The sequence below is a fragment of the Paenibacillus curdlanolyticus YK9 genome, assembly GCF_000179615.1.
GTDB lineage: Bacteria > Bacillota > Bacilli > Paenibacillales > Paenibacillaceae > Paenibacillus_T > Paenibacillus_T curdlanolyticus.
This window is the reverse complement of record NZ_AEDD01000003.1, coordinates 455,124-476,474: the sequence shown is the minus strand read 5'-3', so window position 1 is coordinate 476,474 and position 21,351 is coordinate 455,124. Positions and strand designations below refer to the sequence as shown.

The 21,351-nt window shown below is 52.0% G+C and carries 23 protein-coding genes; all 23 read left to right on the top strand.

Features of this window, described 5'->3' with window-relative positions; all coding sequences use genetic code 11:
* Nucleotides 1-22 precede the first annotated feature (22 nt).
* The 23 genes from PAECUDRAFT_RS07945 to PAECUDRAFT_RS07835 are packed head-to-tail and all read left to right on the top strand — an operon-like array spanning nucleotide 23 to nucleotide 20,983.
* On the top strand, nucleotides 23-1,405 hold the full coding sequence (locus PAECUDRAFT_RS07945; RefSeq protein WP_006037602.1) for a coproporphyrinogen-III oxidase family protein: 1,383 nt from the start codon (nucleotides 23-25) through the stop codon (nucleotides 1,403-1,405).
* Nucleotides 1,406-1,435: 30 nt separating this feature from the next.
* A complete protein-coding gene (locus tag PAECUDRAFT_RS07940; protein ID WP_006037601.1) occupies nucleotides 1,436-2,644 on the top strand; it encodes a class I adenylate-forming enzyme family protein in 1,209 nt (402 codons plus the stop codon).
* 2 nt (nucleotides 2,645-2,646) lie between these two features.
* Nucleotides 2,647-3,009 (top strand): 6-pyruvoyl trahydropterin synthase family protein, encoded by a 363-nt coding sequence (locus PAECUDRAFT_RS07935; RefSeq protein ID WP_040711816.1) that lies wholly within the window; start codon nucleotides 2,647-2,649, stop codon nucleotides 3,007-3,009.
* 47 nt (nucleotides 3,010-3,056) lie between these two features.
* Entirely contained in the window at nucleotides 3,057-3,338 is a 282-nt protein-coding gene (locus PAECUDRAFT_RS07930; protein ID WP_006037599.1) for an acyl carrier protein, read from the top strand.
* Nucleotides 3,339-3,368: 30 nt separating this feature from the next.
* Nucleotides 3,369-4,607 carry a winged helix-turn-helix domain-containing protein gene (locus PAECUDRAFT_RS07925; RefSeq protein ID WP_006037598.1) on the top strand — a complete coding sequence of 413 codons (1,239 nt, stop codon included), beginning with the start codon at nucleotides 3,369-3,371 and terminating at the stop codon, nucleotides 4,605-4,607.
* A 30-nt stretch (nucleotides 4,608-4,637) separates the two neighbouring features.
* The gene (locus PAECUDRAFT_RS07920) at nucleotides 4,638-5,642 is read left to right on the top strand and encodes an ABC transporter ATP-binding protein (protein WP_006037597.1); all 1,005 of its coding nucleotides are present in this window, start codon (nucleotides 4,638-4,640) and stop codon (nucleotides 5,640-5,642) included.
* On the top strand, nucleotides 5,617-6,435 hold the full coding sequence (locus tag PAECUDRAFT_RS07915; RefSeq protein ID WP_006037596.1) for an ABC transporter permease: 819 nt from the start codon (nucleotides 5,617-5,619) through the stop codon (nucleotides 6,433-6,435). Before PAECUDRAFT_RS07920 ends, PAECUDRAFT_RS07915 begins: the two co-directional genes overlap by 26 nt.
* A 1-nt stretch (nucleotide 6,436) precedes the next feature.
* A complete protein-coding gene (locus PAECUDRAFT_RS07910; protein WP_006037595.1) occupies nucleotides 6,437-7,222 on the top strand; it encodes an ABC transporter permease in 786 nt (261 codons plus the stop codon).
* Nucleotides 7,223-7,238: 16 nt separating this feature from the next.
* Nucleotides 7,239-8,270: a hypothetical protein gene (locus PAECUDRAFT_RS07905; protein WP_006037594.1), complete on the top strand. Its 1,032-nt coding sequence runs from the start codon at nucleotides 7,239-7,241 to the stop codon at nucleotides 8,268-8,270.
* A complete protein-coding gene (locus PAECUDRAFT_RS07900) occupies nucleotides 8,248-9,570 on the top strand; it encodes a cation:proton antiporter (protein WP_050794295.1) in 1,323 nt (440 codons plus the stop codon). The genes PAECUDRAFT_RS07905 and PAECUDRAFT_RS07900 overlap by 23 nt, the downstream gene beginning before the upstream one ends.
* 3 nt (nucleotides 9,571-9,573) lie before the next feature.
* Nucleotides 9,574-10,761: a cysteine peptidase family C39 domain-containing protein gene (locus PAECUDRAFT_RS07895; protein ID WP_006037592.1), complete on the top strand. Its 1,188-nt coding sequence runs from the start codon at nucleotides 9,574-9,576 to the stop codon at nucleotides 10,759-10,761.
* Entirely contained in the window at nucleotides 10,758-12,263 is a 1,506-nt protein-coding gene (locus tag PAECUDRAFT_RS07890) for an amino acid adenylation domain-containing protein (protein ID WP_006037591.1), read from the top strand. Before PAECUDRAFT_RS07895 ends, PAECUDRAFT_RS07890 begins: the two co-directional genes overlap by 4 nt.
* A 55-nt stretch (nucleotides 12,264-12,318) precedes the next feature.
* Nucleotides 12,319-12,567, top strand: a complete 249-nt coding sequence (locus PAECUDRAFT_RS07885) for a phosphopantetheine-binding protein (protein ID WP_006037590.1) — start codon at nucleotides 12,319-12,321, stop codon at nucleotides 12,565-12,567.
* 18 nt (nucleotides 12,568-12,585) lie between these two features.
* Nucleotides 12,586-13,614: a Gfo/Idh/MocA family protein gene (locus PAECUDRAFT_RS07880; RefSeq protein WP_006037589.1), complete on the top strand. Its 1,029-nt coding sequence runs from the start codon at nucleotides 12,586-12,588 to the stop codon at nucleotides 13,612-13,614.
* The gene (locus PAECUDRAFT_RS07875) at nucleotides 13,586-14,563 is read left to right on the top strand and encodes a hypothetical protein (RefSeq protein WP_006037588.1); all 978 of its coding nucleotides are present in this window, start codon (nucleotides 13,586-13,588) and stop codon (nucleotides 14,561-14,563) included. The genes PAECUDRAFT_RS07880 and PAECUDRAFT_RS07875 overlap by 29 nt, the downstream gene beginning before the upstream one ends.
* A gap of 30 nt (nucleotides 14,564-14,593) precedes the next feature.
* On the top strand, nucleotides 14,594-14,860 hold the full coding sequence (locus PAECUDRAFT_RS07870) for an acyl carrier protein (protein ID WP_006037587.1): 267 nt from the start codon (nucleotides 14,594-14,596) through the stop codon (nucleotides 14,858-14,860).
* Nucleotides 14,857-15,924 (top strand): BtrH N-terminal domain-containing protein, encoded by a 1,068-nt coding sequence (locus PAECUDRAFT_RS07865; protein ID WP_006037586.1) that lies wholly within the window; start codon nucleotides 14,857-14,859, stop codon nucleotides 15,922-15,924. The genes PAECUDRAFT_RS07870 and PAECUDRAFT_RS07865 overlap by 4 nt, the downstream gene beginning before the upstream one ends.
* Nucleotides 15,921-16,769, top strand: a complete 849-nt coding sequence (locus tag PAECUDRAFT_RS07860; RefSeq protein WP_006037585.1) for a 3-hydroxyacyl-CoA dehydrogenase family protein — start codon at nucleotides 15,921-15,923, stop codon at nucleotides 16,767-16,769. The genes PAECUDRAFT_RS07865 and PAECUDRAFT_RS07860 overlap by 4 nt, the downstream gene beginning before the upstream one ends.
* A gap of 20 nt (nucleotides 16,770-16,789) precedes the next feature.
* Nucleotides 16,790-17,047, top strand: coding sequence for a phosphopantetheine-binding protein (locus tag PAECUDRAFT_RS07855; protein WP_006037584.1), 258 nt, complete (start codon nucleotides 16,790-16,792; stop codon nucleotides 17,045-17,047).
* 21 nt (nucleotides 17,048-17,068) lie between these two features.
* Nucleotides 17,069-18,208 (top strand): acyl-CoA dehydrogenase family protein, encoded by a 1,140-nt coding sequence (locus tag PAECUDRAFT_RS07850; RefSeq protein ID WP_006037583.1) that lies wholly within the window; start codon nucleotides 17,069-17,071, stop codon nucleotides 18,206-18,208.
* Between the two features lie 10 nt (nucleotides 18,209-18,218).
* Entirely contained in the window at nucleotides 18,219-19,295 is a 1,077-nt protein-coding gene (locus PAECUDRAFT_RS07845) for an HAD-IIIC family phosphatase (RefSeq protein ID WP_006037582.1), read from the top strand.
* 17 nt (nucleotides 19,296-19,312) lie between these two features.
* Nucleotides 19,313-19,903: a GTP cyclohydrolase I FolE gene (folE, locus tag PAECUDRAFT_RS07840; protein ID WP_006037581.1), complete on the top strand. Its 591-nt coding sequence runs from the start codon at nucleotides 19,313-19,315 to the stop codon at nucleotides 19,901-19,903.
* 48 nt (nucleotides 19,904-19,951) lie between these two features.
* Nucleotides 19,952-20,983: a hypothetical protein gene (locus PAECUDRAFT_RS07835; RefSeq protein ID WP_199558736.1), complete on the top strand. Its 1,032-nt coding sequence runs from the start codon at nucleotides 19,952-19,954 to the stop codon at nucleotides 20,981-20,983.
* Nucleotides 20,984-21,351 lie beyond the last annotated feature (368 nt).

Sequence of the window (21,351 nt, the reverse complement as noted above, 5' to 3'; positions counted from 1 at the left end):
TTCCATTAAAGGAGAAATGATGATGAGCAAATTGAATTTGAGGGAACGTTTGGACGATTTCTGGGTGTACCCGAAGCTGTCTAATTCCAGGCACCGCCGCAGCTTTGAAGATTCCTTTTTTAATTTTGTACAGGAACCAACCTCCAATGCGCCTTTGAACTTGTATATTCATGTGCCGTTTTGCGACTCGGCATGCTCCTTCTGCCCTTACTACAAGCTGGGCGTCAATAAATTCCGGGATTTCAATGCGGAATATTTGGATGCCGTCGTCAAGGAAATCGAAATGTATGCGGCTACGCCGTATTTTCAACAGCATAAAATCGCGTCCGTTCACTTTGGAGGCGGTAATCCGTTCATGATGAGCTTGAAAGATTATGAGCGGCTGATCGGGACGATTCATAAGCATTTTAAAGTGGAAATTAACGATAACTGGTCCTCGGAAGGGACGATCAACTCTGTAAAAAGCGTCGACTATATGAAGGGGCTGTTAAGTCTGGGCATTAATCGGGTCAGCTTCGGCATTCAAACCTTCAATGAGGACGTTCGGAGAAAAACGCGGATCAAAACGTCGATCGACCAAATTTACAGCGGCATCGACAAGCTGAAAACCGCGGGTATGGATTATTGCATCGATATGATGTACAACCTGCCCGATCAATCGATCGAGACGATGATTTCGGATTTGGAGAAGGTTACCGAGCTGGACCCTTATCATATCGATATGTACAACTTGGCGGTGTTCCCGAATACGAAGCTGGACAAGCAGATCAAAAACAAAAAATACGAGATTTCGCCGTCGCAGGAAAATCAGCTCATGATGTTCAAAATCGGCCATCAATGGCTGATGGACAACGGGTACAAGCAAATTATTACAAGCACCTATTCGAGAAGGCAGCAGGAGCCTCATATCGGAGACCTTCTCTATTTGACCAACAATAACGTGCTTGGCATCGGCGCTTCATCCCGCGGTTACGTAGACGGTCATGTCTATAAGAACGTGTGCAATCTTGATACGTATATCACGGAGGTGTCGGAAGGCCGCTTCCCGGCGGACTTGGCTTACAAATCGACGCTTGCCGAGCATCACGACCGCAAAATGGTATTTTTCCCGATTACGATGAAAATTCGCCGGGAGGACATTCCCGACTACGAGCGTTTCGCGCCTAAGCTGGAAACGGTCGTTGAGTTGGGATTGGCGGAATGGGTGGAGGATGAGCTTCGGCTTACCGAGCAAGGTCTCATCTACTCGGGCAATATTTCCGCTTATTTGATGAATGAAACGGAATGGACCGCGTATATCAAGTCGTTCTTCACCTCGTTGAAAGAGAAGACGAATTTCTATAACGAGGATTACATGGGAATCAATTTCGTCCCGGAAAGACAATTGCAGCAGGCGAATTCGTAGTCGCCGTCTGCGGAAGCGGAGGGCGATCCCGTGCTATATCATGATTTGGAGACATCGGCGCGCTTGTATGCCGCTCAACCGGCATTGATAAGCGGCAAGACAAGCCTGACTTATGCCGAGCTGCTCTGGCGCGTCAATAATGCAGCCGTACGGTTAGCGAGCGAAACGTGGCTTCCTGGCGCTCGAATCGGATTGTTTCTTCATAACTCGTTCGATTTTGCTGTCTGCCTTTATGCGCTTTCCAAACTGGGCTGCTCGGTGCTGCTGCTCAACCCGCTGCTGCGCGGTCTGGATGTGGAAGAGAAGCTGCGCATGGCCGGAGCGGAAAGCCTCATTACCGAGGCCGGATTAGCCCGCACGCTGCGCGAGCGGTTTCCGAAGCTGACGGACCATTGCGAGATCATCATCGCCAGCGAGCTGTGGGGGACCGGTTCGGGAGGCAGCGAAGAGCACGGAAGCGCTGTTCGCGCTGAAAGCCGGAATGCGGCGACGGGGAGCATTCTTCAATGCTCCTCGGGAACGACGGGCTCTCCCAAAATGGCCGTACGTTCCTCGGCAAACTTGTCGGAGGATGCGCATAACATTATTTCTTGCTTCGGCTACACGGATGAAGATCGAATCTATTGCAGCGTGCCCCTGTCCCATGGCTATGGGCTGACGATGGGCTTGATCGCGCCGATCCGGGCGGGTGCGCGCATCATCATCGAGAAATGGTTTATGCCGAATCGCTTTATTGGCGAATATGAGCGGGAGCGTCCGACGGTGTTTCTCGGCACGCCGGAAATTTTCGAGAGTCTTCAAATATACGGCTTCGAGAAAATAACGGGCTTCCGTCATACGAGATGGATGCTTAGCTCTAGCTCATCGTTGCCGGAACGGCTCGCACGGCAGTTTTTCGAGCAGTTCGGGAGCTGGCCGCAGCAGGTGTACGGCATGATGGAGGTTAGCACGATTAGCGCGAATTCGAAACCGACAGCCGATACGTTCGACAGTGTTGGTCATCCGGTTGCGAACGTGGACGTGCGAATCGACAGCCCGGGACCTGGGATGGCCGGCGAGATTATGATTAAAAGCCGCACCGTTTCGGAATTTATGATTACCGCGGAGGGGGACATGAAGCCAAACCCTCGCCTGCGGGACGGCTGGTTTCGAACGGGCGATATTGGCGTTGTGGATCGGCTGGGTAGGGTAACAGTGCTGAATAGAATGATCGAAACAGCGAAGGAGGATTTAGCGTGATCATGGTGTTGGGGAGGCATTTTGAGTTTGAAGCTGCTCACTTCCTGCCGGATGTCGGGACATTCGGGAGATGCAGCCGCATGCACGGCCATCGCTACGAGCTGACGGTTGAAATTGAAGGGCCGGTGAATAGCGACGGCTGGATTTGCGATTTCAAAGAGCTGAAGGGGGTCGTACAGGAGCAGGTGCTTGACCGGTACGATCATAGCAATCTGAACGATCATTTCGAAGTATCCACAGTTGAAAATATCGCTTCGCAAATTTTTTCGGCTTTGACGCATGCGCTGGACGGGAAGCCCTACTGGTTGAAAAAAATTAAGCTGTACGAAACGAGAAATTGCTACGCCGAAATTACGGCGAACTAATGTTTGATGGGAAGGACTTCCATTACGAATAACGGAGGCGTTAAAATATGAGTATGTCTACGGTTGGCGAAAGCTTTGAACAAAAGTTTCACGCGTTCGTATTGAAGAAGATTGCATCGCTCGGCGCAGTCGTCGAATTTGATGACGATACGGAACTCGTCGAAAACATGATCATTTCCTCTCTTTCGTTAATCAATCTGCTCGCCTCGATTGAGGAGTATGTGGGCAGGGACATTTTGGGCGACGAGTTTGGCATTGAGGATTTTACAACAGTGAACAAAATCATCGGTTCGGTCGGGAAAATAGTAAAGCCTAATTACGTATCGTAACAATCAAGGCGACAGGGAGAGAAAAGCAGCATGGCAAGCGGAAACCGCATCATAACCAAAGAACAGGCGAGACATTTTATACTGGCGCATCACGGGCTGATCGCGCCCCGCAGATTTGAGGGCAAGCAAGGGATTGCCGATTTCGTTCGCAAAGTGGGCTGCATTCAGTTCGATCCGCTTAATGTGGTCGGATTCAATCAGCATCTGGTGCTGCAATCGCGCATTCCGAATTTCGATTCGGCGATGCTAGACGAGATGCTCTATTCGGACAGGATCTTGGTAGATGGCTGGGATAAAAATATGTCCATTTACCTGAGCGAGGATTGGCCGTATTTTGAGCGCTTGCGAGAAGCGGCGAGGGATCGGCTGCGGGCGATGCCGCCTGTGCAGCAGGTCGCTTCGGAAGTGCTGGAGCGTATTCGAACGGAAGGGCCGAAGTCGTCTGGCGACCTTAGCTACGATCAGATTGTCGACTGGCCGTGGGCGCCAACCCGGCTGTCGCGGGCCGTACTGGAGAGCTTGTATTTTACGGGCGATCTCGTCGTTCACCACAAGCTGCGCACCCGCAAAGTATACGATCTCGCAAGCAGCCACTTGCCTTCGGCCTATTTGCAAGCAGCGGAACCGAATCCTACGGCCGAGACTTATTGGGAGTGGTACGTATTGCGTCGTATCGGCGCCATCGGGCTGCTCTGGAATAAGTCAGGCGACGCCTGGCTTGGCATTGCCGGATTGAAGAGCGACATCCGAACGAACGCCCTTGGGCGCCTGCAGGCCAAAGGCCAAATCGAAGCCGTTCAAGTCGAGGGGCTGGACAAATATCCGCTCTACATGCGAACGGAGGATGTGCCGCTGCTCGAAGCGATTATCGGAGGGGAGAGGTATCCTTCCCGCGCTTTCGTGCTTGCTCCGCTCGACAATATGATGTGGGATCGCAAGCTGCTGCTTGAGCTGTTCGATTTCGAATACCGGTGGGAAGTATACAAGCCGGTTGCAGAACGGCAGTTTGGCTACTATGTGCTGCCTGTTATGTGCGGTGACCGCTTCGTTGCTCGCTTTGAGCCCAGCCTGGATAAACGCAAGAAAACGCTTGTCATTAAAAACTGGTGGTGGGAGCCGGGGGCGGAACGCTCGACTGCCGTAATGGATGCGATCCGCGAGTGCTTTATCGATTTTATGCGGTTCACCGGTTCTCAAACGATACGTCTGGAACCCCCCGCAGCAGCCGAAGCGCCTGAATTGGAAGGTTTGGCATCGCTTGCGCGTTAAACGCAAATCAATCGGACGGGGGGAACAGCAGTGGATATCATCGTAGAAAATATTGAAAAGACGTATCGGGTGTTTAAGAAAAGCCCGGGGTTAAAAGCGTCGATCAAGTCCTTGTTTCATCGGGAATATGTGAACATCAAAGCGGTAAGAGACATTAGCCTCTCGCTGCGAACGGGAGAGATCGTCGGATTTCTAGGTCCCAATGGCTCGGGCAAAACGACAACGATGAAGATGATCGCAGGCTTGCTTCATCCCAATGCAGGCTCTATACGGGTCGGCCCGTTCATCCCGTCGGAACGAAAAAATCCGTATTTAAAAGAAGTAGGCTTTGTGATGGGGCAGAAGGGTCAGCTCTGGTGGGACCTTCCGCCTCTGGATTCTTATGATCTGCTGATCGACATTTACGGATGCGATAAAAGCTCGACGATGGCGTATGTTCATCATTTGGCCGAGCGTCTTCAAATCGAGGAATGCCTGCGGCAGCCGGTGCGAATGCTCTCGCTTGGCCAACGGATGAAAGCCGAGCTGATTGGCGCCATTATTCATCGGCCCAAGGTGCTGTTGCTCGATGAACCGACGATTGGTCTGGACATTTACTCGGCCCGCTCGATTCGCCGCATTATACGCGAGGAGGCGGCGAGCCGGGATATGACGATTATTTTGAGCAGCCACATTCTGGATGACATTCAGGAGCTGTGCAAGCGCGTCGTCATCATTAACCACGGGCAGCTCATCTATGATGACCTTCTTGAAAACTGTTATCGCAAATACATGTTTCAGAAGCAGATTCATGTCAAATTCAACGAAAGCGTCCGCAAAGAGGATTTGCTTTATTTTAATCAAATCAAGGAATTTTCGCCGTTTGAGGCCTGTTGGGAAATCGATCGCAGCGATGTGAGCCGAATCGGATTTGAAATCATGCAGCGTTTTAATATTGAGGACATTACGATTTCGGAAATCCCGCTGGGAACCGTCATTGAGTACATTACGAACGAGCAGGTGAGTGGAAATGGGAAAGTATCTCAAAGCGGTTAAGCTCTCCGCGCAGATTACGTTCAGCTATAATCGAAACTTTTTCATTTCTTCGGCCATTCAAATCTTCTCGTTGCTGATCACAATTTTTTTGTGGCGGGCCGTGTTTCATATGGGGGGATCGATCGAGCACTATTCATTCTCCGATATGATTTTGTACATCTTTGTCGTGAACACGCTGTTCGATTTCATCAGCACCAACAATATCTCGGAGCGCGTGTCCAATGATATTCGCACCGGCCAGCTCAGCATTTATTTGATGCGGCCGTACCCGCATGTGCTGGCGCTGTTCGCCGACTTGTTCGGCACCAAGCTGACGAAGGTTCCGATGCTGTTTATTTTGAACGGCTTAGTCGGAGGCATTATTTATTACTGCTTCTCCGTCGGCAGCCAAGGCATCGATGCGAACTTGTCGTTGCATTCGGCCGGAATGTTTCTACTGTTTGTGTTTTTCAGCTTCCTATGGAACTATCTATTCGATTATTTGTTGGGCCTGATCGCCTTTTGGGTTGATAACCCGTGGATTTTGTTTTATGTGAAGGGGCATGTGACGGCCGTATTTTGCGGCTTGATTATTCCGCTCAATTTGTTCCCTGCCTGGGCGCAGCATGTGCTGGACTACTTGCCGTTTCGCTATTACGTGTATTATCCCTATCAGGTGCTGACCGGTGAGGTCGGCTTGCAAGATTATGCCGCTAATTTGGCCTATTTTATCGGATGGATACTCGTAATAACGCTCATCATGTATGCCATTTGGAAAAAATCGGTTGCCCGGTTTACGGCGGCGGGGGGATAGCATGAAACGTTATTTTTATATCTTTTTTAAGAGCTTCAAGTTCAGTCTGATCAATCAAATGCAGCATAAGTTCAATTTTCTGCTGATGCTGCCGGTGAATCTTGTCTGGACGATGGAGGAAATTTTCATCACGTTCATTTTTTATAATTATACGAACATGATGTACGGGTGGCAGAAGGAAGAGTTTATTTTGCTGATCGGCACCTACTTTATCGTCGACAGCTTGTTTACTTCCGTTCTCTTGCCGAATATTAACGATTTGTCTGAGCGGATTCGAACCGGCAATCTTGATTTTTTCCTGCTTAAGCCGATCGATACGCAATTTCTGGCGATGACGCATCGAGTAGACGTCGGACTCGTATATGCCTTCTCCATCGGGGTTAGCGTGGTGGCCATCTCGCTTGCGCAGCTCGATATTGGGCTGCCGGTATATAAGCTGCTGCTCTATATTCTGCTGGTCATAAACGGGGCGCTGTGCTTTGCTTCGATCGTCTTCATCCTCGGCTCGTTCGCGTTCAAAACGATAAAAATCGATTATGTCGACTCGATCTTTTTAACCTTTGCCCAGTTTTGTAAAAAGCCGTTCGACATCTATCCGGCGCTTGTCAAAAAGCTGATGCTTTATTTGGTTCCATTAGGCTTCGTCTCTTATGTTCCTTCTGCCTTTCTATTAAATAAGATCGGTTACGTCTGGCTGCTGAGCTTTGCCATAACGCCCTTGCTGTTCTGGATATCGCGTAAAATCTGGTTAATGTCGCTTCGGGATTATGAAGGTGCATCCGCATAAACGAGGAGGAGCAGCCATGCACAGTTCTGCGCAATTACCAGTGGGGGAGCCTCTGCTCGACGCTTTCAACGAGCAAGCGACCTTACTGGCTTTGCTTAACGGCAGGAGGAATGAAGATCAGGTAAAGTCCTGGCTCATCTCGCAGTTCGTGAATTTATATGCGATAGAGGACGAGTTTGCTCAGGAGAAGTACATTATCAGCTCGACTCGCGATTTTCGGGGAGGGTTGATCGAGGCTTGCCCGTTCATCATGCAACGGGCGCTGCCGCGCGGCGTTATCGCTCAGAGCGCTGTCGGAATTGTCGGGGCGGTCGAGGATTGCGTGGAGCGAGGCATATATCTGTATGTCATGCTGAACAAGTTTTATATTCCTTGCGCTGAACAGTACGGCAAGATGCATTTCAATCATCTGACTCTGCTGTACGGAGTGGATAAGAACGAGCAGACAATCCATGCCGCGGATAATTATCGAAATAATAAGTTTACTTTCGAACGATTGTCCTTTGAAGCAATAAAGAATGCTTTCGATGGCTATGAGGAAGCGGCCAATCAGGCGGAGCTTAGCGTGTTTACGCTGGAACAAGCCGATGCCCCGTGGTCGTTTCGTAAGGAGGAGCTGATTGAGGGGCTAGACGGTTACTTGAATCCGCCCAAGCAGGGGATGATCGAAGGCTTGCGCGTTTACGAGCTGATGGAGCAGAGCCTGGACGATTTGAAGCTGCTTCATCTCGGCTCGTTCCACGCCGTATACGAGCACAAGAAAATGATGCGGGCACGATACGAAATGCTGATCGAGCTTGGGCTTATACAGGAAAATACCGAGCAATACAGCCTGCTTCAAACGATGGAGAAGGAGGCCGATCAGCTGCGGTTTACCTATTTGAAATACCGCTACGCCAATGGACATGCAGGGCTGCGGGCCATGATCCAGAGCAAGCTTCAGCTTCTTCGGACAGCCGACCTCACGATTTGCAGATGGCTCAGGGACGAGCTCTTGGACGTGGAGGCAGGCGCGCAGCTAGGAAATGAGCGTGAGCCGATTGGATAACTCGCATCTCATCCTTTTATTTTTTCAAGTTGCCTTGTTTATGATGATTTCGATTTCCGCAGGCGCTCTCGCGCGCAAGCTCGGGCAGCCGAAAGTCATCGGCGAACTGATCGGCGGGGTTGTCGTAGGCTCGCTCATCGCGCAAGCGAACGTTTCGTCGAGCTATGACATGCTGCATTCGCTCGCCAAGCTGACGCCGGAAATTAACGGACTGCTGCAAATCGGCATGCTGCTGTTCATGTTCATTGCCGGTTTGGAGGTAAACATGGAGCATGTGTCCCGCAAACTGAGGCCGGCCGTGTACTCCAGCTTGTTCGGCATGCTGCTGCCCTTCGCGCTTGGCCTGGCTGCGGTATTTCTGCTGCCGATGATGAAGGGGGCGAACGTCCATGTGGACGATTGGACGTACGGCTCGTTTATCGGGATCGCATTATCGATTTCCGCGCTGCCGGTCATTTTGAAGATTCTGATGGATTTGAACCTGATCCACACGGAAGAAGGAACCGTCATCTTGAGCTCGGCTACGATTAGCGATTTGATCTGTTGGACGGTGTTCTCCTGCCTGATCAGCTCGCTAGGCGTAGGCGGCAGTCTAGTCGGTCTTCTCGTGATTGTGCTCAAATACGTCGGCTTTCCGGCCTTGCTGCTGTTTATTGGCTCCGGCAAGCTATCGTTTCGCAGAACTGCACAGAAGGGGCCTGCAAAACGATCGAAGCAGCTGTTTGAAACAATTATTCTGATTATTCTGTTAATTTCGGGAATTGCAGAATGGCTGGGCATTCATCCGTTTTTCGCTGTCTTTATTTTAGGGGTAGCAATGCGAAAGCGATTGGAAGGAACCGCCACCCAGTCGGTCATTCAGCGGTTTTCGATCGATTTCTTTGCCCCGCTCTATTTTATTTCGGTAGGCTTTAAGGTTAACTTCTTTCAGCATTTCAATCTCTTGCTCTGCGTTATTGTCATCGCGATCGCTTGTATCGGTAAAATCGCCGGAGCAGGAATCGGAGCGCGAATCGGGGGCATGTCCGCTAAGAGCTCGGCGGCAGTCGGCATGGGCATGAACGCCAGAGGCGCCGTTGAGATCATCATTGCAACCGTTGCGTTGGAGCTGAAGGTCATCGATGAGGCGATGTTTGTCGCTATCGTCCTTATGGCGATTTTTACGTCCATCATAGCAGGAGTTTCGTTGAAATGGCTGTTAGGCGCCGATGGGGCGGACAAGCGCGCCATGCCGCTATCGGAGCCGAAACGAAGCAAGAACGCAAGCTTTGAAACCCATCCCGCGATAGAGGAGCTGTAATGAATGAGCCAAAAAATATTGCCTGTCGTTCAACCGCCGATTGCATGCGATAAAGATGATGCTAATATGCTGGCGGTTCTGTGGCCGCACGAGAACAATGAAAATGTGAAAAAATGGTTTGTTCGCAATTTTATCGATCTATGGTGCTATGACCCGCTTGATACGAAGGAGATGGGCTTCGATAAGCCATTTACGAGCCAGTTGGATTGCTTTCGTCCGGAGGGGACGAAGCATGTTTATTTCGACCGCCCTTTCCCCGATAGCACCATTCACGACTGCCAGCTGCTGAAGCGTGTGGCTTATGACCGCGATACGCTGGAGAAAAAGTATGACACGATTGTCGACATGGTCAAAGAAACGCTAGACAACGATTATTATATGTTTTTTGAGATCGACTGCTTCTATATCCCGTACGCGCTCTACAACAGGCGGATGCACTACAACAGCCGCACCTTGATTTACGGCTACGACGATGAAGAGGGTGTCCTGCACCTCGCCGACTTCTACGGGCCGTTCGACCGCAATGTCGCTTATAAATTCAGAGCGGTCAAATATGCGGATTTCGTAAAAGCGTACAGCAGCTACGAGTGCAGCAAAAACATTAATTTCGAGCATCTGCTGGCATTCAAATACGATCCGGACAAGCACATCCCGCTTAACAAGGGCGAGCTGAAATATGCGTTGAAGCGGTATACGGACGGATTCGAGGACACGCATAACAATGTGTATTACGGTATCAAATGCTATGACGCGATCCAAGATGCGTTAGAGAAAAAATATGTTGATTTCCGTATTTTTAATTATATTTCCAACCATGCGAAGGCGATGAGAATGCGCGTGGAATATTTATCGGAATTTGAAGCAATCGAGCTGGAGCCGGATCAAATGGCGGTATTCACCGATTTGGAGAAAAGCGCATTAGGCTGCCGCAACGCGCTGTTCAAGCTGGTCGTCAGCCAAGACCGCACGTTTAGAAATCGGCTGATGGATCAGTACCGTGCGCTGCGGGAGAAGGATCTGGCGTGCAACATGCTGCTGATCGATCAGATCAAGGATGCAGAGAACGTCTACAGGTGGGGGGCAGGCCTGAAGGAGGTTGGGACTGGAAGGCCCGAGGAGAAGGCAGAAACGAAAGCAAGCCCGGCAGCGGATAAGCCACACGCGGTTGTGTCCGATAAGGTGACCACGTGACCGTTCGCGAGACCGATGCGTCGAGCGGCTGCATCGATGTGCTGCATCGATTCGAGCGAGTCGTCAGCGAAGCGCCGCATCGCATCGCGATCGTGCATCAGGGTGAAGAGATAACGTTTGCTGAGCTGGACGAGCGAGCCAACGCGATAGCTGTTGCTCTTCAGGCGGCGGGCACAGATCGGGGCCAACTGGTCGGGCTGTTGGTCAGACGCAGCAGCTTCATGCTGGCGTCGCTGTTTGGCATTCTGAAAGCAGGCGGGGCTATGCTGCCGATCGATCCCGAACTGCCGGGACAACGCATCGATTACATGCTTAACGATAGCGGCTGCCTCCTGGTTTTGACCGATATCGAAGCGTTGGAAGAGCGGCAAGGCTTGCATATTGTTCGCGATACGGCAATTGAGCGCTGTGCAAGCGAGCCGATCGTTAGCTGTGAGCCGGCAGGCAATCAGCTGGCCTATGTCCTGTACACCTCGGGCTCGACGGGAATGCCCAAAGGCGTTCAAATTGAACGCCAAGCGCTGGCCGGGTTTGCGCAGGCGATTGGCCAGGCGCTTCCGATTGCTCAATGGCATACGATGCTGGCGTTAACGACGATTTCCTTCGACATTTTCATTATGGAGACGATCGTGCCTTTGAGCTTTGGGGTAACGGTTGCGTTGTTGGACGAGCAGCAGCAGCGAAATCCGATGAAGCTGAAGGAAGCGATGATGCGGCATCGTCCGGATGCGGTGCAAATGACGCCGTCAAGAATGCAATTGATCGAAATCGTAGATCCCGAGTTCGCGTGCCTGACTGGCGTATCGGCCATTATGCTCGGCGGAGAACGATTGCCGAGCTCCCTTCTGGCGCAGTTAAGTCGGAAGACGAAGGCAGCGATTTATAATCTGTACGGCCCGACTGAGGCTACGATTTGGGCGACGATAAGTGAGTTGACCGGCAAGTCGGAGGTGGATATTGGACGGCCGCTGTCCCATATCGACGTGCGGCTTCTTGACGACGACGGCTGCCCCGTTGCGGGAGAAGCGGAGGGCGAAATCTGCCTGACGGGCGTCGGCATCTCGAGCGGGTATCTTAATCGGCCCGCGTTGAACGAAGCCAAATTTACGCCATTGCCGGACGATCCGTTGCGAAGAATGTATCGAACGGGCGATCGGGCAAGGTGGAACCCTGACGGGACGCTGCGCTATTTGGGTAGAGTCGATGATCAAGTGAAAATCCGGGGCCATCGGGTGGAGCTGGGCGAGATCGAAGAGGCAATGCGCAAGCATCCTGCGGCGCTTCAGGTCGCAGCAGCAGTGTTTTTAGGAAAATATGAGCAGTACTTTCTTTGCGGATATTATATCGCCGACCGCGAAGTGCCGGTGCCGGAGTGGAGACAGACGCTGAGCGCGACCCTGCCGATTCACATGGTGCCGGAAGTGTTCGTGCGCTTAGCGGAAATGCCTCGTACGCACAATCATAAAATCGATCGGAAGGCGCTGCCGCACCCGACCTCCTAACGGGGAGCAAACGGGCGCAGCGGCGACATTGAATCTTAGAGCAGGAGGGTGAAGGATGGCTGAATTATTGGAGCGCCGGGTCAAGGAGATTTTATCGAGCCATGTCGATATCGCCGTCGATATCGACCGGCTTGAGGAAGATGCGCAGCTAGATTCCATCGGCGTCAATTCCATCAATTTTATTCGTACAGTGCTGGATATCGAAGGCGAGTTTGCTTTTCAATTTGATATTGATTTTTTAGGCTATGAAAGCTTTGGAACGGTTAGCGCACTCGTTTCCTACGTTAGACAGAATGCAAGCTGAACAAACGGAGGCATTAGCATGAGCGATAAAATTCGCATCGCCCTTGTTGGAGCTGGCCAGTGGGGGCTTCAGCATGCGAAGGCATTCGCCGGCTTGGAGCAAGCGGAATTATGCGCTATCGTCGGCCGGACCGAGCAGCGAACGAAAGCGCGTGCCGAAGCGTTCCATGCGCCCTATTATCTCGATGTGGCCGACATGCTGGACAAGGAGCGGCCGGATCTGGTCAGCCTGTGTGTGCCCCCCGGAGAATGCTTCGAGTTGGCGCTACGCGTCATTGAAGCCAACGTTCCGCTGTTGACGGAGAAGCCGTTAACGATGCGCGTGGAAGAGGCGAGAAGGCTCGTTCAGGAGGCGGAAAGACGGCGCTTATTTTTCTCGGTCAATATGATGCATCGTTTCGCCAAGCCGGTGCAGATGGCGCATAAAGCCGTCATGGACAAAAAAATCGGTCAAATTGTATTTGCCACCTGGAGAATGGGACAGCAAGGCTCCTGCCTGCATCATCCGTACGGCAACATGCTTGAAACGCAATGCCACGGCCTCGATTTAATGGAGCATCTGTGCGGGGAAATGGAAAGCGTGGTGGCCGAAATGACCGACATGACTGCTAAAGGGTTTACCACGTTGGCGTTGTCCGTTCGGTTCAAGAGCGGAGCGATAGGCAGCTTTGTCGGGACCTATGACGCGCCTGACAATTATCACGCGTCTCAACGGATGGAAATCGTCGGAACGACGGGACGCATCGTGATCGAGGATCTTGCTCGAAGTTATTCGCAGCAGCGAATCGGGCACGAAACCGCCTCCGTCTGGCAGGCCGGGCTCGTTAACGATGAAGACCGTTCCGTTCTTCACAGCTTGAACAAGCACGTACGCGAGCTGGTGCGTTGCCTAGCGGCAGGCGAACCGCCGCCTATCCCGGGCAGCGCCGGCTTGCGAGCGCTGGAATTGGGCTATGCGGCGATCGAATCGTTTGAAACCGGCAGGCGAGTTTACATTGGACAGGAGGCGGGTCGCGTCGATGATAACCGTACCGTCTATTCCTCATGACGAGGCGTTCAATTGTACGGAGGAAGCGCTCCGTACATTGGCGGCATGGCTTGAGCGGAACGTGATGCTGATGTATGCGAGCTGCTGGCGGTTCGAATATACGGCATCCTCAGCGGCTCCCCACCTGCCTAAAATCGGGGACAGGCTTCAATTTGATTTGCCCAGCAGCGCAAATTATCAGCTGCTTCGAGACCATCACGGCATTGACGTTCTGATCTATTCGGAAGCGCCGGAGCAGCTTGCAGGCCGCATCGTAAGCCAATTGAAGCTCGGCAAGCCCGTCGCACTGGACATTGACGGCTATTGGTGCCCGTGGATTACCGCCTATCGGAAGGGTCACATCGATCATGGCGTATGCATTACGGGGTGGTCGGAAGAGGACGCTTCCTTCATAGGCGTTGACAGCTATTACGGTCAGAGCGAAATTACGCTGCCGCACGATCATTTGCTTCAGGGCGCGCTTAATTGTTATACGTACGAGTTGCAGCAGCCATCGACCTCCTTCACGGCCAAAGCATGGCTGTCCCGAATTGCCGGCGAATTTCATGCCTCCGGCACGCTGGATGCGCTGCGAAGATTCGGGGAGGAGCTCGCCCACTCGTTTAACTTCGCGCGCGAATCGGAGGGCGAGCCGGTATACGAGCAGTCGCGGTTTTATTTGCAATTCGACCGCTACAGAAGGAGCCGCAGAAAGCTGGCGAAAGTGTTGGCGTATTTGGCGCATGAAGTCGAGGGGGAGGTCCCGGCGCTGATCCGCCCAGCGCTGGAAGCCGAACAATTGTTTAAGCATTGGAATGCGATGCACAAGCTCTTTTTGAAGTTATTTTTATCCGGGCGGTTTGACTCCCCCAGGACGATGCTGATCAGCGAATGGAACGAGATCGTCCGTCAGGAGGAAGAGATTTATCACATGCTGGCTGAGCAGGCCATTGAAGCAAGCGGCATCTAACCTGCTTGCAAGTTTGGAGGATATGTGCGAATGGAGAACACCTCGATTGAACGAACCGTTAGAAAAGTGATCGGAGACGTCATGGATCATCCGGATTTAGACGCGAACACGATGGACGTGAACGAGGACCTATTCGATTATGGTCTCAATTCGGTGTCGTTTATTAAAATCGTGGTCGGCATCGAAACGGAATATGATTTTGAATTCGAGGACGAGATTCTGGTCGGCGAAGGCTTCAATACGGTGGGCTGCTTCATCGATTACGTAAGCACTCGGGTGTCGGAGGCGATCGGATGAACCGCGTAGCGCCCGTAACGCAAACTCTGGGAGCTTTTGATCCCGCATTCGAGTTTTATTGCTTCAAAAACTGTTATCGGCAATGGCTCGAAATGCAAGGAGTGCCCAATGCATTCTACTATCTGGACTGTACGCTGGACTGGCGGTTTTCTCGGAAAGAGGACGACGCGCTTGGCTACTCGTTTTCCACCAGCGATATTTATACGAGCGTCCTTCCTTCGTTTCGCCACAAGATCGTGATGACGGATGACATGACGATTTCGCCGGTCGAGATTTGGGAGCGGAACAAGATGCTTCTAAAAGCGGGCATTCCTTTCGTAGCCGCGGTGGACGTCTACTATTTGCCCTACACGCCTTATTTCGGTAAAAAACATTCCTACCATGCGCTTCTCGTTTGCGGCATGGAAGAGGATCAGCTGGATATTATCGACTGGTACCCCCCTTGGTATTATCAAGGGCAGCTTAGCTATGCGGTAATCGATGATGCGCGCAGCTCCGAAAATCCGGCAGACGGGCTGCTAAGCGGTAATCCGATTCGCTACTTATGGGCGGAGCTGGAGCGGGGAGGCTGGCAGGCCGACAGTCGCGAGCTAATTGCGCAAGCCGTCGGCATAAGCATCGATCGATTTTACGGCACAACGACGTCCGAGCGGGATAGAGGCGATGTCCAATTCGGCGCGAAGGCGTTGGCGGCATTAAAGGACGCGGTTGTACAGCATGCTGCAGCGGACGAAGAAACGCGGGCGCGGTTTTTGCAGGATTTGCACGGCAAAACGTATTTTGTTCCGACACGCAAAAATTTGTTCGCGCGTTACGTAGAGAGAGCATGCGAGGAATTCCGTTATCCCAAGCTTGCTAAAGCTGTCCCTGCCATGTACGCCACGGTGACAGAGTGGAAGCGGTTTTTGAACCTCACGGTCAAGGCGAGCATGGCGCCTACGGCGGATAATTATGCGACCGTTGTGAAGACGCTGGACGGGCTGATTTTCGCCGAGAAAGACATTAATTATTTGTTATATGATGCAGCGCCCACAATCTGGCGGCAAGGGGAGAGTCGATTATGATCCGCAAAGCAAGCGTACTGGGAGCCGGTACGATCGGCAGAGGGGTCGCGCTGTTTCTGGCGCAGGGCAATCTTGACGTTACGCTCCACGATATTAGCGAGCAGGCGCTCGTTCAGGCTCGCGAGGAGCTGGAAAATCAGCTGCGGCTGTTGGCATTGACGGGACGGGGCCGAGTAGAAGCATTCGCCGGCACGATCGACCGGATTCGCTTTACGCTCGATTACGAGGCGGTGTCGGAGGCTGATTTTATTGTTGAGAACGTCACGGAGGATCGCGCGATTAAGGCAGCTCTATATCGGAAGATAGACGAGATCGCTTCCGAGTATTGTATCGTGGCGGCGAATACGTCGTGTATTCCGGTGACGGAACTGGCTGCGCATATTCGCCGCCCGGAGCGGGTCGTCGGCATTCATTTTATGAATCCGGTGCCGCTTATTTCAACGGTGGAGGTTATACGAGGCTTTCATACGAACGAAGAGACGCTGGGCGAAACGGTGGAGCTGCTGCAAGCGCTGGGCAAACAAGCGATAGTCGTTAACGATTCGCCCGGCTTTGTGTCCAACCGTGTCTCTCATCTGATGATGAATGAAGCGATGTTTGTGCTGCATGAACAAGTCGCTTCGGCGCAGCAAGTCGACGATCTGTTCAAACAATGCTTCGGGCATAAAATGGGGCCGCTTGAGACAGCCGATTTGATCGGGCTCGATACGGTCAAACGCTCCTTGGACGTGCTTTACGACAGCTTCCAAGATTCTAAGTATCGATGCTGTCCGCTGCTGGCGCAGATGGTTGCCGCGAATCGTCTTGGCAGGAAAACCGGTGCGGGCTTTTATGACTATGCATAGAGGTGAAAGGGGCTTACGGGATGCTTGAGCTGGATGTGAAGGGAAAAGCGAAGCCGTTTTTGTTGAAAGCGCTGCGTCGAAAAGACATTGCAGACGACGAGGACGTGTTTGCAGTGGGGGCGCTTAACTCGCTATTCGCAATGCAGTTGATTTTGTTTCTGGAGAAAGAGTTTCAGATTCGGGTAGAGAACAAGGATCTTAATTTGGACTATTTTCGCACCTTGAACGCGATCGATGCATTTGTGTCAGGCAAGCTGGATCGCGTTGCACGGGCCTAAACCTGAAGGGGGCGAAGCGAGATGACCAATGCGACAGCTTACGATCATGATGTGTTGAAGGAGGAAACGGAAGCGTTTGTCGCGCGAGAAGTGCTGCCAATCGCCGCCGCGATCGACAAGGAAGGGAAGATCCCGCTCGCATTGATCCGGGCGATGGGGGAGCATCATTATTTAGCGCCGTTTATCCCCCGCATCTACGGCGGAGCCGAGCAGGATATGATCGCGGTGGGCATCGTCAATGAAATATTCGGAACGGCTTGCTCCAGCGTAAGAGGAATATTGACGGTGCAAGGCATGGTGGCAATGGCGATTTGGCGATGGGGGACGGAGGAGCAGCGAAGGAAATGGCTGCCTTTGCTGGAGTCGGGCGAGGCTGTCGGCGCGTTCGGGTTATCGGAGACGTCAGCCGGAACGGATGCGCAAAGCCTGGAAACAAAAGCAGTCCGAAACGGGGATAGCTTCCTCCTGCAAGGCACGAAGAAATGGATTTCGCTCGGCCAGCTTGCTGACATTTATCTGATCTTCGCCAAATGCGAGGGTCAAATCTCGTTATTCTTGGTCGAGCGGAATACGCCGGGCTTGACGGTCGAGCCGATTCCGCCGTTGGCGGGGCTGCGAGGCTCGATGCTGGCAGAGCTCCGGCTGGAGCAATGCCGGGTGCGCGAAGATAGCTTGGTCGGCAGCATCGGAACGGGGCTTTCGATGATCGGGCTGTTCTGTTTGGATTACGGACGCTATACGGTAGCATGGGGCTGTGTCGGCATTGCCCGCTCCTGCATCGAGCATGCGCTTGCATATGCCGCAAGCCGTAACCAGTTCGGTTCGCAGCTTTCGGAGTTTCAATTGATTCAAAAAATGATTACCGAAATGGTCGTCGGACTGGAAGCTGCCAGATTGCTATGTCTGGAAGCCGGACGCATGCGTGATGAAGGCGATCCTGACAGCATTATGGAAACGTGGAAGGCTAAATATTTTGCCTCGAAGCTGGTCGTCGAAACGGCAGGCAAGTCGGTGCAAATCCACGGCGCTTCGGGCCTTGTGCAGGGGACGCCGGTAGAAAGGCATTACCGGGACGCCAAGGTCTACGAGATTATTGAGGGGACAAGCCAGGTCCACGAAATATTTATCGCGCAGCACGCATTCCAAACGATGCATAGTTAGGGGCGATTCGATGATAGAGGAAGCGGGCGGCCAATCGAAAGTGAAATGTCTCGTGTGGGATTTGGACGACACGATTTGGGATGGCATTTTGCTGGAGGATCAACGCGTGGCGTTAAAGGAAGGCGTGCGGGAAACGATCGCAGAGCTTGACCGTAGAGGCATTTTGCAATCCATCGCAAGCCGCAACAGCCTGAAGGCTGCGGAGGCGCGCTTAATGGAGCTGGACATTTGGGACTATTTTTTGTACCCGCAAATTCATTTCGGCAACAAATCGGACTCGATCAAGCAAATTGCAGCAAGCTTGAATATCGGACTCGACAGCATGGCGTTCATCGACGATCAGCCGTACGAGCTGGAAGAGGTACGTTATCATATTCCGGAAATCGCAACCATTGCAGCCGATCGGGTCGGCACGCTGCTGGAGCAGCCCCGCTTCATGCCCCGGTTTATTACGCAGGATTCGGGACGGAGAAGGCAGATGTACAGGGAGGACATGCAGCGTGCGGAGCTGGAACATCAATATGCGGGACCGCAGCATGAGTTTTTGTCTACCCTGCAGCTGGAGCTGGAAATTTCCCGGATGAGCGAAGAGGATTTGCAGCGCGCGGAGGAGCTTACTTTGCGGACGCATCAATTGAATTCGACGGGCTACACGTACGATTACGAGGAGCTGCTGGCATTCATGCAAGCGGACGATTATGAGCTATGGATCGTATCGCTGAAGGACAAATTCGGCGATTATGGCAAAATCGGCTTATGCCTAGTCGATCGTTCGGTAGCGGGAATCGGCATGATTAAGCTGCTGCTCATGTCCTGTCGTGTCATGAATCGCGGCGTAGGCTCCGTTTTGATCGGGTTTTTGCAAAATTGGGCGATTCGGGAGTCGATCGCGCTGCAAGCCGAATTCATTAACACGGATCGGAACCGGATGATGTACATGACCTATAAGTTCGCCGGATTCGAGGAGATTGAGGAGAACGGGCCAACAATCGTATTCGAGAGCAGGCGGGAGCAGGAGGTTTCCTATCCCGCTTACATGAAGGTGGCTGTAATGGCCGACAATGCTGCAGCTTCTGCGAAAATCTGATATTGCGAGGGAAAACAATGGCCTCTAAAGAATATCGAAATATACAAGCGGCGGAGAATCGGGAGCAGATTGAAGCGCATATCCGTTCGATATTGCGACTTATCGGGGAAGATGCGGATCGTGAAGGTTTGCTGGAAACGCCTGCGCGCGTAGCTCGGATGTACGAGGAAATATTTTCCGGCTACGTGGCCGATTATCATGAGGTGCTGGGCGTTTTGTTCGATGAAAACCATGAAGAGCTGGTGATTGTGAAGGATATCGATTATTTCAGCCAATGCGAGCATCATATGGTGCCGTTCATGGGAAAAGTCCATATTGGCTATGTACCGAGCGGCAAAGTAGCCGGTCTAAGCAAATTTGCGAGATTGGTAGAGGCGGTTTCCAAGAAGCTGCAGCTGCAGGAACGCATGACGACGGAAATTAGCGGAGTCATTATGGATGTGCTCGCGCCGAAGGGCGTCATGGTCGTGGTGACGGGGCAGCATCTGTGCATGTGCGGAAGAGGCGTGAAGAAATCGGGCGCGGTTACGGTAACCTCGGCAACGAGGGGCGAGTTCCGGCACAATTATGCGCTCCGCAATGAGTTCATGGCATTGATTCAATCATGACAGCAGCGCCTGCAAGGCTAAGGGACTTTTCTGCGAAGGTGGAATGCAATGATGAGCTCAGATCAGGTTATCCTGCCCGTTCAGATGCCGAAGGTGCTGCCTTATCAGCATCAGGCGGCGGCCCTTTCGATTCTGTCCGCCCGGGACGTTGACTTCATGCCATGGTTTTGCAACCAGTTTACGCAGTTGAGAGTTATTGAAGATCCGGCATCGCAGCCTTGGCTTGACTTCTATTCGTATATGTATGATGAGTTTCCTATCTGTCCGTGGCTCAAAACGGAGCATTTGTCGCATGAGACGGTTCTACGCTGCGGAGATGGCATCGAACAGTTTCTAATGGACAGCTTGCGGATGGAGCGATATGTTTACATTGTCGTTGAGTGCCGCTATGTTTCATTGTATCCGGCCTTCGGCAAGTACGATTCTCCGCATCCGTTGTTCGTTTACGGCTTTGATCAAGCCCAACGCATTTTTTATGTCGCAGACTTTTTCAAAGGGCAATTCGAGTTTGGAACGGTCTCATTCGACGAAATGCGGATGAGCATCCTGCACTATAAGAAACGCGACAACAATTTCGAAGGGGCCAAATTGATCGCATTCAACCCTGGCGGAGCGGCTTATCGTTTTGACTTCGAGCAATTTCGCGAGCTGTTGAAGGATTATGTACTGAATCGGGATACGCGACTGCGGTACCGTTTCCTGCTCCAAGTGAATGCGGAGGAACAACTCGGAATCGATCCAGCCTACGCAAGGCTCAGACGGGACATTCAGCATAGCGTGCAGAATAGCGGCAGCGAGCTGCATGTCACCTCCTTTCATGTCCTCTATGAGCATAAGAAAACGCTGGCCGCTACGCTACGATATTTGAGAGAGCAAGGGCATATAACCGGCGAATATGATATGGGCCAACTGGAGAGGCAAGGACGGCTGCTTCGAAACCTTATTGTGAAGTTCGGGCTGTCGCGCTCCGCTGCAGTCGCCCAACGCGCGATCGAGCAATTAGATGCGATGTGGGAAGGCGAGAAGCGGTTATTGCTGCGCTGCATACAAGAATGGGATCATGCGGGTGTCACGGCTTAATGGGATATGATCAATAGCGAACAAAAAAGTAGCCTGCGGCAGCTGCCGCAGGCTCAATTTATATATTCATAAGGGGGTCTTGTCACTTATTATAGGCAGCCTAGATGAAAGGAACCTGAGTGGAACGTTACAGAAAGATTACAAAATCGTAACCGTTTGCAGTCAAATAGAATAATTCGGCAAGCGGGGCGCTGCGTTCAATTCGGTCATCGGGATACAATAAAAAATAAATTGAACGAAAAATAACGCCGTGATATAATCAAGGGCGTCATTGGTAAATTAAAAATATGAGTTTACGCAGGTTTTTCCTAATTTAATTGTATATCTGCGGCTTTAATTTGTCAATGCTCTTTTTTGCCTAAATAAAC

Bases quoted from the DNA above. Each gene is read 5' to 3' on its own strand.
- PAECUDRAFT_RS07945 (WP_006037602.1), top strand. From the start codon at position 23: ATGAGCAAATTGAATTTGAGGGAACGTTTGGACGATTTCTGGGTGTAC.
- PAECUDRAFT_RS07935 (WP_040711816.1), top strand. From the start codon at position 2,647: ATGGTGTTGGGGAGGCATTTTGAGTTTGAAGCTGCTCACTTCCTGCCG.
- PAECUDRAFT_RS07930 (WP_006037599.1), top strand. From the start codon at position 3,057: ATGAGTATGTCTACGGTTGGCGAAAGCTTTGAACAAAAGTTTCACGCG.
- PAECUDRAFT_RS07925 (WP_006037598.1), top strand. From the start codon at position 3,369: ATGGCAAGCGGAAACCGCATCATAACCAAAGAACAGGCGAGACATTTT.
- PAECUDRAFT_RS07915 (WP_006037596.1), top strand. From the start codon at position 5,617: ATGGGAAAGTATCTCAAAGCGGTTAAGCTCTCCGCGCAGATTACGTTC.
- PAECUDRAFT_RS07910 (WP_006037595.1), top strand. From the start codon at position 6,437: ATGAAACGTTATTTTTATATCTTTTTTAAGAGCTTCAAGTTCAGTCTG.
- PAECUDRAFT_RS07905 (WP_006037594.1), top strand. From the start codon at position 7,239: ATGCACAGTTCTGCGCAATTACCAGTGGGGGAGCCTCTGCTCGACGCT.
- PAECUDRAFT_RS07900 (WP_050794295.1), top strand. From the start codon at position 8,248: ATGAGCGTGAGCCGATTGGATAACTCGCATCTCATCCTTTTATTTTTT.
- PAECUDRAFT_RS07895 (WP_006037592.1), top strand. From the start codon at position 9,574: ATGAGCCAAAAAATATTGCCTGTCGTTCAACCGCCGATTGCATGCGAT.
- PAECUDRAFT_RS07885 (WP_006037590.1), top strand. From the start codon at position 12,319: ATGGCTGAATTATTGGAGCGCCGGGTCAAGGAGATTTTATCGAGCCAT.
- PAECUDRAFT_RS07880 (WP_006037589.1), top strand. From the start codon at position 12,586: ATGAGCGATAAAATTCGCATCGCCCTTGTTGGAGCTGGCCAGTGGGGG.
- PAECUDRAFT_RS07875 (WP_006037588.1), top strand. From the start codon at position 13,586: ATGATAACCGTACCGTCTATTCCTCATGACGAGGCGTTCAATTGTACG.
- PAECUDRAFT_RS07870 (WP_006037587.1), top strand. From the start codon at position 14,594: ATGGAGAACACCTCGATTGAACGAACCGTTAGAAAAGTGATCGGAGAC.
- PAECUDRAFT_RS07865 (WP_006037586.1), top strand. From the start codon at position 14,857: ATGAACCGCGTAGCGCCCGTAACGCAAACTCTGGGAGCTTTTGATCCC.
- PAECUDRAFT_RS07860 (WP_006037585.1), top strand. From the start codon at position 15,921: ATGATCCGCAAAGCAAGCGTACTGGGAGCCGGTACGATCGGCAGAGGG.
- PAECUDRAFT_RS07855 (WP_006037584.1), top strand. From the start codon at position 16,790: ATGCTTGAGCTGGATGTGAAGGGAAAAGCGAAGCCGTTTTTGTTGAAA.
- PAECUDRAFT_RS07850 (WP_006037583.1), top strand. From the start codon at position 17,069: ATGACCAATGCGACAGCTTACGATCATGATGTGTTGAAGGAGGAAACG.
- PAECUDRAFT_RS07845 (WP_006037582.1), top strand. From the start codon at position 18,219: ATGATAGAGGAAGCGGGCGGCCAATCGAAAGTGAAATGTCTCGTGTGG.
- folE (WP_006037581.1), top strand. From the start codon at position 19,313: ATGGCCTCTAAAGAATATCGAAATATACAAGCGGCGGAGAATCGGGAG.
- PAECUDRAFT_RS07835 (WP_199558736.1), top strand. From the start codon at position 19,952: ATGATGAGCTCAGATCAGGTTATCCTGCCCGTTCAGATGCCGAAGGTG.